The 11,911-nt window shown below is 40.7% G+C and carries 13 protein-coding genes and 1 riboswitch; of the genes, 1 reads left to right on the top strand and 12 read right to left on the bottom strand.

The window, feature by feature from the left end; genetic code table 11:
• Positions 1-150: 150 nt before the first annotated feature.
• Positions 151-660: a QueT transporter family protein gene (locus ACESR9_RS03020; RefSeq protein ID WP_373105493.1), complete on the bottom strand. Its 510-nt coding sequence runs from the start codon at positions 658-660 to the stop codon at positions 151-153.
• Positions 658-764: riboswitch (PreQ1 riboswitch) on the bottom strand. Its footprint overlaps the gene before it by 3 nt.
• Positions 765-792: 28 nt before the next feature.
• Between ACESR9_RS03020 and ACESR9_RS03015 the strand changes: the two genes are divergently transcribed.
• Entirely contained in the window at positions 793-1,236 is a 444-nt protein-coding gene (locus ACESR9_RS03015) for a GtrA family protein (protein WP_023917838.1), read from the top strand.
• A 24-nt stretch (positions 1,237-1,260) separates the two neighbouring features.
• Here ACESR9_RS03015 and ACESR9_RS03010 read toward each other — a convergent pair whose 3' ends face one another.
• From ACESR9_RS03010 to ACESR9_RS02960, 11 genes are all read right to left on the bottom strand, one after another.
• Positions 1,261-1,968: a B3/B4 domain-containing protein gene (locus ACESR9_RS03010; RefSeq protein ID WP_373105491.1), complete on the bottom strand. Its 708-nt coding sequence runs from the start codon at positions 1,966-1,968 to the stop codon at positions 1,261-1,263.
• The gene (locus ACESR9_RS03005) at positions 1,965-2,429 is read right to left on the bottom strand and encodes a MarR family winged helix-turn-helix transcriptional regulator (protein WP_195423049.1); all 465 of its coding nucleotides are present in this window, start codon (positions 2,427-2,429) and stop codon (positions 1,965-1,967) included. Before ACESR9_RS03005 ends, ACESR9_RS03010 begins: the two co-directional genes overlap by 4 nt.
• Before the next feature lie 252 nt (positions 2,430-2,681).
• A complete protein-coding gene (locus ACESR9_RS03000; RefSeq protein ID WP_195423047.1) occupies positions 2,682-3,653 on the bottom strand; it encodes a YihY/virulence factor BrkB family protein in 972 nt (323 codons plus the stop codon).
• A gap of 82 nt (positions 3,654-3,735) precedes the next feature.
• On the bottom strand, positions 3,736-4,596 hold the full coding sequence (locus ACESR9_RS02995) for a methionyl aminopeptidase (RefSeq protein ID WP_003003694.1): 861 nt from the start codon (positions 4,594-4,596) through the stop codon (positions 3,736-3,738).
• 20 nt (positions 4,597-4,616) lie between these two features.
• Positions 4,617-5,894: a CBS-HotDog domain-containing transcription factor SpxR gene (gene spxR / locus ACESR9_RS02990; protein ID WP_373105488.1), complete on the bottom strand. Its 1,278-nt coding sequence runs from the start codon at positions 5,892-5,894 to the stop codon at positions 4,617-4,619.
• Positions 5,887-6,438, bottom strand: coding sequence for a GNAT family N-acetyltransferase (locus tag ACESR9_RS02985; protein ID WP_195423043.1), 552 nt, complete (start codon positions 6,436-6,438; stop codon positions 5,887-5,889). The genes spxR and ACESR9_RS02985 overlap by 8 nt, the downstream gene beginning before the upstream one ends.
• Positions 6,439-6,494: 56 nt before the next feature.
• Positions 6,495-7,754: a UDP-N-acetylglucosamine 1-carboxyvinyltransferase gene (gene murA / locus ACESR9_RS02980; RefSeq protein ID WP_373105486.1), complete on the bottom strand. Its 1,260-nt coding sequence runs from the start codon at positions 7,752-7,754 to the stop codon at positions 6,495-6,497.
• Positions 7,755-7,946: 192 nt separating this feature from the next.
• Entirely contained in the window at positions 7,947-9,137 is a 1,191-nt protein-coding gene (gene metK, locus ACESR9_RS02975) for a methionine adenosyltransferase (RefSeq protein ID WP_061590804.1), read from the bottom strand.
• A gap of 400 nt (positions 9,138-9,537) precedes the next feature.
• Positions 9,538-10,764 (bottom strand): ABC transporter permease, encoded by a 1,227-nt coding sequence (locus tag ACESR9_RS02970; protein WP_373105483.1) that lies wholly within the window; start codon positions 10,762-10,764, stop codon positions 9,538-9,540.
• A gap of 139 nt (positions 10,765-10,903) precedes the next feature.
• Positions 10,904-11,107 (bottom strand): hypothetical protein, encoded by a 204-nt coding sequence (locus tag ACESR9_RS02965; protein WP_373105480.1) that lies wholly within the window; start codon positions 11,105-11,107, stop codon positions 10,904-10,906.
• Between the two features lie 362 nt (positions 11,108-11,469).
• Positions 11,470-11,910, bottom strand: coding sequence for a hypothetical protein (locus ACESR9_RS02960; RefSeq protein WP_373105478.1), 441 nt, complete (start codon positions 11,908-11,910; stop codon positions 11,470-11,472).
• Position 11,911 lies beyond the last annotated feature (1 nt).

The raw sequence follows: 11,911 nt of genomic DNA, 5'->3' as shown, positions 1-11,911 counted from the left end.
AATTATTTTTGGATTGTCGAGCAAGACGCAGTGGTTGGGTGGGCTCTACTACGCTGATTTCATCAGCTTTTACAGCCCTACTCAACTGTGCGGAGGTGAGACGACGAAATCGAATTCTAAGGAATTACCGATTTCTGTCCCACTCTCTTCTTATTTTGTAAAATCAATCCGTTTAGAAAGTTGATTGATCACAATCGCTCCAAAAATCAAGGATGCAAATTCACCCACTCCCATGGTCAACCAGTTATAGAAGAATGGTTGGCCTTGAAGGTAATAAAGTTCCAAGGCAATCGTAAACATGGAAATGGAAAAGAAAATCGCAAACAAGAAATGGTCAAACCGAATAAGACCGTCAAACAAGAACTTATTTTTAAAACGACCAAATAGAATGAGTCCAAGTCCTAGGAAGACAAAGGTTGAACCTCCACCAACAAAGACATCGATCCACCCAAAACTAAATAAGTTAGCAATCATACAACCAAGAGTCACTCCAATCAAGTACTTCTTATTGTAGAAGGCTAAGAAATTCATCATCTCCGAAACACGGAATTGATAGCCATAGTAGGCCATCGCATTGAGAGGTGGGGTAATGGTCAATACGATATAAATCGCAGCAACAATGGCAATTTGTGCCATATCACGAGCAGTTAACTGTTTCATCTATTCTCCTTTAGCGGTTTTCCCGCGTGTAATATGCTTGGCGAAAGGATCTTAAGCGCCAAGGGTTGAAGGTTTGATTTCTTCAACCTTTCAAGTATAGCATATTTTGAGGTTTTATGGTAGACTGAATTTATGAAAACACTAATTAAAAAATTTTTTGATAATGAAATTTTATCCTATCTCTTCTTTGGTGTGGCAACAACCCTTGTTTCCGTCGGAACCCGCCTCTTCATCTATCATATGTCTCGTGATGAACGATTGGCGACAGCGATTGGAAACATTGCTGGGATCCTCTTTGCCTTTGCGACCAACGATACCATCGTCTTTAAGCAAGAAAGAAAGGGCTGGTTTCAGCGCTTGATCCGATTTGCGATTGCGCGCTCTGGGACCTTTATACTAGACATGGCCTTGACCGAGATTTTTGTCAAGCAATTCCCAGGAATTATCGGGCAATTTGTCCACAACAACAAGAGTCAAATCAATCTAATTGAAACTCTCTTTGCGCAAGTTGCTATAGTGGTCCTCAATTATGTCTTTAGTAAACTCTTTGTCTTTAAAAATAAAAACAAGGCTTGAAACAATTGTTTCAGCCTTATTCTTTTAAACTTCTATACTTGTATGCTCTGCACTTAATTGATAGATCGTTCCTTCGACCCCAAAATAATCCTTGGCTAGCTCTTTCAATTCTTGCATAGCTGTTTGTGCACGTTTGGCCTGCTCCTCATTGATAGCTTCAATCACCAAAATAGCGTCCTTCGTATCTTCAGTTAGCATGGTTCTTTGAGCCTCACGCCAATTCAAACAACGACAAACAGCTCCTTCTTGGTCATAGTAGATGATCTCCCCTTCCAAAGCTGGCGCATCTTCTTCAGCTCCTAATGGAAAGAACGGTTCGCCTCCTTTCGCTTGTCCTAGAGAAAGTCCACCCACTAATTTATCCATGTCTTCTCCTCCACAAGGAAGGGCATAAGCCATAGACACACTATTGTATAAATCAACCAAGGGATTAATCGGATAAAATTCACGACCTTGGTGAACCCGTTTTAAGAGTGCTTCGATGGAAGATCGGGCTCCTTTTTTTGTTTTAAACTTGCTAAAAGCTTGGCGCCACTCTTGAACGAACTCACTCTGGGTATAGTTTTCTTCATCGATAAATTCCCATGCTCTCTTGGCACCCTTGTCCAACAATTCTTTGAAATAAGGATCCTTGGCTTCATCTACTGTGTTATCAATGCCATACAAGGACATCACTGTAATTCTAGCTGTTGGGAACAACTCCCAAAATTCTTGATCGACTGTTACTTTCATTGCTTTACCTCACTATAATTTCTTTTTTTACCTTTTTTAACTAGTTCCCAATCCAAGGTGATATTCTCACGAACTCGGATGAGGTACTCTTCTAACTGTGCGACTTCTTTTTTGGAAAATCCTTTTAAAGCAGTTCTCTCAGAGTAAAGATGCTCCCCTAAAATGAAGGGGTAAATCTGCTTACCTTTTTCAGTTAATTCCCATTCCTTGATTTTAAGGTTTTCACCCCTTGGACGCTGTTGAATCAAGCCTCGTTCTTCTAGTTTTTTTACAGACCTTGCAACGGTGGATCGATCTACTTTCAGGACTTCAGAGAGTTCTTCCTGAATCATTCCAGGTTGCTCGGCAATTCGCACCAAGTAAAGATATTGACCACGCGCCAGGTCCAAATCTCGAAATTCAATATTTGCTATAGAATCCAGTGCTCGCGCAATGATGCCAATCTCACGCAAAATACTCATCTCACTCCTCCTTTCCTATTGACAATAGCATAACACATTTTTGTTGCAAATACAACAAAATAGATAAGAAAAAAAGAGGCTGGGACAAAAGTTCTAGCCTCTCCATTATTTTTGAATTGTCGAGCAAGACGCAGTGGTTGAGTGGGCTCTACTACGCTGATTTCATCAGCTTTTACAGCCCTACTCAACTGTGCAGAGGTGGGACGACGAAATCGAATTCTAACGAATTACCGATTTCTGTCCCACTATCCCTTATTCTATTTTATCTTTTTTTCTCAAGCGTAACCGTCGCTTTAATGTTTGTGAAGCTTCTTTATGCCGAAAAGCTACTTCTTCCGTTTTTAATTTGGAGACAATTTCTCCATTGCGCGTTTGGAACTTGGCTTCTCTAGCAAACTGGATACTGGCGTTTAAAATACAACCAATAATCATGATTTTAGCTACCAAGATGAACCAGAACATAATGACCGCTAGGACGACAGAACCGAAGAAACGAGCATCTAAGAAATGACTCACATAACGATCCACATATTTCCAAAAGATATTCAAGATCGCATACAGGACAGCAACAACAAAGGTCGCCCCTGGCAATACATATCTAAATTTTGGAATTTTGACATTTGGAAGGGTGTAATAGAGCAAGACCAGACTGACAAAAAGTAAGAGGTAGATGGTCGGCTCTGTCAAATTCAGTAAACGTACATAAATCGTCCGATCAAATGAAAAGGTCCGATAGAGATAGCGAACGATCATTTTCCCAAACATGGAAAGGATCAGCGAGAGTCCAAACAAACCCTGCAAGGCAAAACTGATCAGAAAGCTAAAGAGTCGCCCCCAGATAATACCACGCTCCTTTTCCACCCCATAACTCTTGTTATAGGCTTTTTGGAGGTAGGCAATGCTCTGAGAGAAGATCCACAAAGCAGAAATAATCGAGAAACTCAGTAATCCTGTCGAAGGTTTGGTCAAGACACTCGAAATCATCTGTGCCACTATTCGATATAAGGAGGCTGGCAAAACCTTCTGTAAGCTCAAAAGAATCTGGGTAGGACGAATATGAAAATAGGGTAAAATATTGGCTGCAATCAGCATCAATGGAAAAATGGAGATCAGCAAATAATAAGCCACCGCAATACTGGTGATATCAGACTCTGCACTCTGATAAAACCGCACGAAGCCCTTTATAAATGGCTGTCCCAGTATTTTTTGTAGGACCTTTTTCATTCGTCACCTCCCCATTTTACTAAAAAAGAGCAAAGAGCGAAACCAGACACTTGCCTTCAGCTCCATTCTTTCCTCTCTAGTTTTAGTATGTTCCTTCTTCACCTTGACTAGTCAAGATCACTGGACCATCTTTTGTAATCACAAATTGATGCTCGTATTGACAAGAAAGGCCACCGTCGAGGGTCTTATGGGCCCAACCAGTTTCCATATCTGTATCAATCTCCCAAGTACCGGTATTAATCATTGGCTCAATCGTCAAGACCATCCCTTCACGTAAGCGAAGACCGCGTCCAGCACGACCATAATGTGGGACCATTGGTTCTTCATGCATGGTAGGCCCGACACCGTGTCCGACCAAATCACGCACCACGCCATAGCCTTTGCTTTCTGCATACTCTTGAATTGCTGCGCCAATATCTCCCAAGCGATTGCCTACGACTGCTTTCTCAATTCCTTTGTAAAGACATTCTTTGGTCACGTCCATCAAATCTTTGACTTCTTGCGAAACATTTCCAACCGCATAAGCCCAGCAAGAGTCCGCCAAGCCACCACTATAAGACTCCGTGTATTTCTTGACTTGCGCTACATTATCAAAATCTAATTTCGATACATCCAAAACAGACTTATCAAGCGGTTCTGACAAGACCATGTCTACCTTGAGGAGATCACCATCTTTGAGAATGACATGACGTGGAAAAGCATGGGCTACCTCGTCATTCAAACCACAGCAAGTCGCATAAGGATAATCCATGAGACTACCTTCTACACCGATCTGAAGCGGCAAGACATTGGCTTCTTTACAGCGACGACGGACATATTCTTCAACTTCCCATAGGTCAAGCCCTGGCTTGATCAAGTCACGTAATCCAATATGGATGCTGGCAAGGAAATCTCCTGCACGATCCATGGCTTCAATTTCACGTTGTGATTTTAATGTAATCATTGTCTCCTCATTTCTTTTGTTTAATTAATCTTAATCGTAATGGTTGCTTTCGCGACTAGCTGCAGATCTAAATATAAGCTAAAATCAACCAAAGCCGAACGTCTGGTTCGCCGAACAAGCTGTGGTTCAATGCGGATCACATCATCCACCTGTACAGCCTGTAAAAAATTGATGATTAACTGTTCGACAATTAAGCTACGCCCACTGTGTTGCATCATCTTGCGAATAACCTTCATCAGCACTTCGATCATGACCCCATTGGCCAAAACACCGCTTTTCTCCAGCATACTTGGCTCCACTGTGAATTGGTAATGGTCGTTCTCTGTTTGAATCTTTTGGCCAATCTGCTCACTAAAAGTTGGTAAGCTCGAAAACTGCACCTTGCTAATCCGATCCATGACATCCCGACGCGTAATGACACCCAGCAAGGTCTGGTTATTACGAACAACAGGAATCATCTCATAATCTTCAGCGATCATCCGTTGGCTAATCGTCGCAATGCTGGTGGACAAATTAGTGGTAAAGATGGTCCGTGACATCACCTTATCAAGGGTCGTCTGAGGCGCCTTATCTCCAGCATCTCTCATGGTTACGACGCCCACTACCATCTGGTGCTGATTGACAACCGGAAAACGACTAAAACGATTCTTTCGAACCAAATCTAAATAATCCCGGACCGTATCCGTCTCAGAAAGATAGCCGTACTCATGGAAGGGCCGATAGACCTGCTCGACTGTCAAGATATCCGTCTTGATCTGCATATTAGACAAGGCCTTATTGATCATAGTCGCGACGGTATAGGTATCGTGTGAAGTTCGTATGACTGGGATTTTTACCTGATTAGCCAGATCAATCACATCCTCACTGACCTCAAAGCCACCTGTCACTAAGACCGCATTGTCATGCTTAAGAGCCAATCGTTGGATGCTAGTACGGTCTCCCACGATCAAAAGGCCTCCTTCAGACACATAGTCTAGGACGTGCTTCTCCGTCATAGCACCGATGTAAAATTTATTAAATTCTTTTTCGAGACCTTCCTCACCTGCTAATATTTCAGAGCCAGTGATTTCTAAAATTTCCCGATAGGTCAAATGCTCTAGTACAGCTTTTTGCGATTTGACACGAATGGTCCCACTTCTAGGACGCGTTTCTACAATTCCTTGATTTTCAGCTTCTTTAATGGCACGGTAAGCTGTCCCATCACTGACATTCAAAAAATTGGAAATACTGCGGACACTGACCCGTTTTCCAATCGGTAATTTTTCGAGATAGTCTAAAATCTCTTGGTGTTTACTCATAGAAGTCCCCTCTACCTAGGCGGAAATCATAATAATCGCGCATTTTACGCGTATAGCGGTCACTCCCTTTGAATTGACGAAAGAGACGAAAGCCAGCCTTTAAAGCGACCTTTTGACTCCCGGCATTTTCAACATGGGTGACAATCTTAAGCTCCTTCAGTTGAAATTTCTCAAATGATAGATAAACCAACTCTTTGACCGCTTCTGTCATCAGGCCCTTTCCCCAAAAATCTTTGCGTAAAAAGTAGCCTAACTCAGCCTCACCCTTGATTTCATCCAACTTTTCAAACTTGATCGAACCGATCATCTGATTGGTTTCCTGATCACAGATCGCCCAAACCCCCAAGGGATTTTTCATGAAATAGTTGGCTAGTACATATTGAGTTTCAGCAAGATCGGCTTGTGCAGGAAAGATAAATTGCAGGTTATCAGGATTCGAAGCAATCTTATAAAAATCTTCCGCATCCTCAAAGAGAAAAGGTCGTAAATACAACCTTTGTGTTTCAATTAGTGAATAGGCAGCTAAGTGCGTCCAAATATTCATTTCAAACTCCATTGTTCGTGTATCCAGCCGCCACTATCAGATCCCAAGTTCTGTCACTATTCCTCTACCAACTGGATGTCTGCTCCAAGTTGGGTCAATTTATGAATAATATCTGAATACCCGCGAAGGATGTATTCCACATTTGTAATTTCTGTTGTTCCAGAAGCCATGAGACCGGCGATCACTAAAGCCGCACCAGCTCGAAGATCCGTCGCTTTCACACTGGATCCTGTCAATTGATTTGGCCCTTCATAGATAATGTGGTCATTCAAGGTCGAAATGGTGGCCCCCATTTTAGCTAATTCTGGTACATGGTTGACCCGTTTTTCATAAATCGTATCAACAATGCGTCCACGTCCTGCTGCTGTTAAGAGCAAAGGTGTGATCGGTTGTTGCAAATCAGTCGCAAAACCAGGATAAGGAGACGTTTTGATCTGGATGGCCTTCAAGCCCGTCTGCTTTTCTACAAAGATACTATCTTCAGAAATGGTCATGCGCACACCCATTTCCTCTAACTTGGCAATATAGCTCTCTAAATGCTCATACAGGACATTATTGATCTGGATACCTTCTCCAATAGCAGCTGCAAGGGCAATATAGGTTCCTGCTTCTATGCGATCTGGAATCACCTGATGTCTCGTTCCATGCAATTCTGGAACACCATCAATGATTATGATATCCGTACCTGCTCCCCGAATATGGGCTCCCATGTTGTTGAGCAAGGTTACCACATCGATAATCTCAGGTTCCCGCGCAGCATTTTCGATCACTGTCCGACCTTCAGCCTTGACCGCTGCCAAAATCGTATTGATCGTTGCACCGACACTAACAGTATCCATGTAGATGTTTGCTCCTTGAAGAGGCTTGCCATCAGTCGCAAGTTTCATACTAGAGCCATCCATGGTCATAGCGGCTCCCATCGCTTCAAAGGCCTTCAAATGCAAATCGATCGGACGTGGGCCAAGATCACACCCACCAGGTAGTCCAACCGTTGCTTGACCATAGCGTCCTAGTAAGCTGCCATAGAAATAATAGGAAGCTCGTAAACTGTTGATCTTTCCAAATGGCATGGGCATATTCTTCACCCCACGTGGATCAATGACCAAACTGTCTTCTTTGCGCTCGATCTTAGCCCCCATGATGGTCATGATTTCAATCAGACTCGCCACGTCGGAGATATCCGGTACCCCATCAAGGGTCACGATATCATCCGCCAGAATGGTCGCCGGAATCAGGGCTACTACACTATTTTTTGCACCACTAATGGTCACCTCTCCTTTTAGAGGGCGACCACCATTTATTACAATTTTTTTCATCTTAATAATTTATTAGCTCTTTCAAGTCTTTTTCCTTTTACTATCGTTTTTTGTAACGGAAATAAAAGGGACAACGTATTCAAAATACTGCATCTATTATACCACAGATCGACCTATTTTTCCATCTGTAGGAATTTTCAAAACGAAAAAAAGCTAGGATCAACTTGACCCTAACTTTTCCATTTCAACTAATTATTTTACAGCTTCTTTCAAGGCTTCTACCTTGTCCAAACGTTCCCATGGAAGGTCAATATCTGTCCGTCCCATATGGCCATAAGCCGCTGTTTGACGATAGATTGGACGTTTCAAATCCAGCATTTGAATAATCCCTGCAGGACGAAGATCAAAGAGCTCACGTGCTGCTTTTTCAAGCTTACTTTCAGCGACTGTTCCAGTACCAAAGGTATCGATCCGAACAGAGACAGGTTGAGCTACCCCAATGGCATAAGCCAATTGCACTTCTGCTTTCTTAGCAAGACCTGCCGCTACGATATTTTTGGCAATGTAACGAGCTGCATAAGAAGCAGAACGGTCTACCTTAGTGGCATCTTTACCAGAGAAGGCACCACCCCCGTGACGGGAATAACCACCATAGGTATCCACGATGATTTTACGACCAGTCAAACCAGAATCTCCTTGAGGCCCACCAATAACAAAGCGACCCGTTGGGTTGATGAAGAATTTGGTCTCAGCATCTAGATAAGAAGCTGGAATCACCTCTTTGATGACCTTGTTAATTACATCTTCATGGATTTGTTCATTGCTGACATCTGGATCGTGTTGAGTTGAAATAACCACCGTATCCACGCGCACTGGCTGGTCATTTTCATCGTACTCGACAGTGACCTGTGATTTGGCATCTGGACGAAGATAGCTGATTTCCCCAGACTTACGAAGTTCAGCCAAACGACGAACCAACTTGTGGCTGAGTGAAATCGGTAATGGCATGAGTTCTTCTGTTTCATCCACTGCAAAACCAAACATGAGACCTTGGTCTCCTGCTCCGATCAAATCAAGTGGGTCTTGATCTGCATTTCCACGAACTTCCAAGGCTTCATTAACCCCTTGGGCAATATCAGGAGATTGTTCCACCAAAGATGGGTGTACTCCTACAGTTTCAGCTGAGAATCCATATTCCGTATTAGTATAACCAATCTCTGCAATGGTATCACGAACCACACGGTTAATATCCACATAAGCAGTCGTTGAAATCTCACCAAAGACATGCACGGAACCAGTATAAACAGCTGTTTCGGCAGCCACGTGAGCTTCTGGATCTTGCTCTAAAATAGCATCTAAAATAGCATCTGAAATTTGGTCTGCAATCTTATCTGGATGCCCCTCAGATACTGATTCAGACGTGAAAAGTTTACGTTCTGACATAAAAATGTCCCCCCTTAAAAAAATATTGTTATAGAGTTACAAAGTACTGATAGAAGATTTCTACCACCTTATCGGGACCATATAACACTTCATTATAACACATTACATATGATATGGAAAATGATTTTTCAAAAAGCCCATTAAATCAGCTTTTTCGGTCTATGCACTACCCAGTTAAACTGACTTAAACAGTCCTCAAAGTTCCTAAAAAGTTCACAAAAAATACCCACTAGGGTATCTATCAATTGACGAGTTCAGCAGGCAAGATCTAGCACCCTCACACGGTGCTTTTTTTATCTTCAAAAATGGTAGGCGTCCGCGTACCAATGGGTACTCGAAAACCTACCATCTACTTAAATGATAACAGTTCTTTAAAAATTTTCAACCCTATCTACTTTACTCAGTCTCCATTTTTAAATAATATACCTCCAATAAATACCAGGACTCCTAAAACCAAGGATAAAATATTTGGACCTGTCCAATAAGGATCTAGCGTACCTATGATGGAAACAATAAATAAGACGGCTGATGTATTTAAGAGACCCACATTTCCATTCCTCATAGCTATGAAAAGGATGAAAGTCGCAATCATAAAACAAATATAATGGAGGGCACCAATAAATAAGATCAGTAGATACATGGGGTTTCCTAAAAATAAAGGAAAAATCATAATACCAAGATGACAGACTGCTATTATAAGGGCGCTCCATAACCAAGACGACTGAAGAATAATTCTTTTTGGCAAATTTTCTTTATCATTGTTTAATTGTATATCAGCATTCAACTGATCGTTTACATCTATCTCTCCTTCTACTTGAGAGTCCGCCATTTCTGGTTTAGTTTCAATAGATGATAGATCTTGTACTTTCACCTTAGACTCCCAGCTAGCTGCAACTTTCTCAAGTAAACCAAAAACACGACAAACAATATAAATCGATAGGAGAAGATAAAAGAGACCGTAAAAACTTATACGAGAGATGAAAGAGTATACTATACCTATCTCAACAAGGGAAGATAAAATGAGCAAAAGAGAAAAGACTTTCTGAAGTTTCTCACTTGTACTTGTAATCATAACATTAATCAGAAATAAAAACATTAACTCCATTACACTGTATCGAAGTGTAAAAGCGTAAATATCACTCGTTCTATCCATACCAATCAATATAAATAGTGGAGAAATATTTGTAGAGGCAACAAATAGTACTAAATAAGCTATCGATGATTTCCAACCATCTTTACTTTTCCAATTGTTTAAAAGCTCCCTCATTTCTACATTCTTTATAAGCAGGCAAATCCATATTAAACAAATGATATTTAGCACAAAGGAAATGTTCATCAGATTTGTTAGGGAAAAAGGTGGCAAAAAATACATCAGTAGTTGGGTAATCGAGAGGAGAAGAACAGCTATCAATCCTTCAACATTTAAACGTTGCTTCATAATTCTCCAAATTACCCAGCAAATAATCATTCCATTCCATATAGAAAAAATACTAGAGGTAGTGATCAGTGGTGTATTCCCATTTAAATTTTGGGAACTATAGTTCACTACTATACTACTACCATAAGAAACAAGATAAAGAATTGCTTCAAGAATTAGCAGTATACCATACCATTTTTTTCTAGACATAGATTCTCCTCCACTTTCTAAGAAAAGTATGTAACGATTCATTTATTTAAATTATAACACAATTTGTAATCGTTTTCTTAGTGCGTTATCAGTACTAAATAAATAAAAAAGATAGGATTGAACATCCTACCCGCTATCATCACTCTTCATTTTTTAACAATACAGTTCCAATCAATACCAGCACTCCTACCACAAACGGTGGTATATGATTAATCACCCAATCCGGATCACCCGCAGCAATAAATGAAAAAACATAAATAGCTACTGCTATATAAAGAGTTGCTTTATTGGCATTCACTATTCCATTCCAAAGCAGGATGGTTGCAATCACAAAGCTAATCATATGGATTCCCAAAAAGTACAAAAAGCCACCAGCCCACGCTCCCATTGAAAAGAGACCTAATAAAAGTAAAACTATATAAACAATGGCCAAGAACAAAGCAATAGAAAGGATTACAGAATTTCAAATTCTCTTCTCTGGCTTCATTTCATTGTTCGGAAAAAGACTTTCATCTGAAGCATATGCCTCATTTTCTTTATCTACTTCAGGATTTTTTGTTGATCTGCCATAACTTTCTCCAAACATTTTTAGTTATTCTTTCAAATAATAGCGCTTAAAAATAGAGCGGAAGAACTGATTTAACTATCTCTTTGGTCGACCCGAATACTTTTTATTGAGTAGAGTTGACCATACCCATTTTTTGATTAAGAGCTTTTCTCTTCTTTAACCAGGAGTGTTCCGATTAAATCCAAAATACCTAAACATAAGGGAGCAATTCGAAATATTTCCCAGTCCGGATCAAAAGCCAAGATGATAGACAGCAGATAGAGTCCAACACTCGCATAGAGAATGCTTTTATTCCCCTTCTTCATCCCTAGTCGAATTAGAGAGGCTCCAATCGCAAGACTTAATAAGTTTGGACCAAGGAAAATCAAAACGACAAATCCCCAACCATCACCCCAAGGTGCAAAGTAAAAGAAAAACAATACAAGATAGATAATGGATAAGTAAAATGTCACTGAAAGAAGAATAGAATGTAAGCTATTTTCTTTTGGAGGATTCTGAACAAATATAGAATTGGGATAATCTTCACTGATCTTACTATGTTCTTTATTTTCCTCAAGATGTTTCTCTTGGTTTGTCATC

The organism is Streptococcus parasanguinis, assembly GCF_964238605.1.
Taxonomy (GTDB): domain Bacteria; phylum Bacillota; class Bacilli; order Lactobacillales; family Streptococcaceae; genus Streptococcus; species Streptococcus parasanguinis_AJ.
This window is presented reverse-complemented; position numbering and strand designations above follow the sequence as displayed.

Bases quoted from the DNA above. Each gene is read 5' to 3' on its own strand.
- ACESR9_RS03015 (WP_023917838.1), top strand. From the start codon at position 793: ATGAAAACACTAATTAAAAAATTTTTTGATAATGAAATTTTATCCTAT.
- ACESR9_RS02985 (WP_195423043.1), bottom strand. From the start codon at position 6,438: ATGAATATTTGGACGCACTTAGCTGCCTATTCACTAATTGAAACACAA.
- ACESR9_RS03010 (WP_373105491.1), bottom strand. From the start codon at position 1,968: ATGAAAGTAACAGTCGATCAAGAATTTTGGGAGTTGTTCCCAACAGCT.
- spxR (WP_373105488.1), bottom strand. From the start codon at position 5,894: ATGAGTAAACACCAAGAGATTTTAGACTATCTCGAAAAATTACCGATT.
- murA (WP_373105486.1), bottom strand. From the start codon at position 7,754: ATGAAAAAAATTGTAATAAATGGTGGTCGCCCTCTAAAAGGAGAGGTG.
- ACESR9_RS02965 (WP_373105480.1), bottom strand. From the start codon at position 11,107: ATGATTAGCTTTGTGATTGCAACCATCCTGCTTTGGAATGGAATAGTG.
- metK (WP_061590804.1), bottom strand. From the start codon at position 9,137: ATGTCAGAACGTAAACTTTTCACGTCTGAATCAGTATCTGAGGGGCAT.
- ACESR9_RS02995 (WP_003003694.1), bottom strand. From the start codon at position 4,596: ATGATTACATTAAAATCACAACGTGAAATTGAAGCCATGGATCGTGCA.
- ACESR9_RS03020 (WP_373105493.1), bottom strand. From the start codon at position 660: ATGAAACAGTTAACTGCTCGTGATATGGCACAAATTGCCATTGTTGCT.
- ACESR9_RS02960 (WP_373105478.1), bottom strand. From the start codon at position 11,910: ATGACAAACCAAGAGAAACATCTTGAGGAAAATAAAGAACATAGTAAG.
- ACESR9_RS02970 (WP_373105483.1), bottom strand. From the start codon at position 10,764: ATGTCTAGAAAAAAATGGTATGGTATACTGCTAATTCTTGAAGCAATT.
- ACESR9_RS03005 (WP_195423049.1), bottom strand. From the start codon at position 2,429: ATGAGTATTTTGCGTGAGATTGGCATCATTGCGCGAGCACTGGATTCT.
- ACESR9_RS03000 (WP_195423047.1), bottom strand. From the start codon at position 3,653: ATGAAAAAGGTCCTACAAAAAATACTGGGACAGCCATTTATAAAGGGC.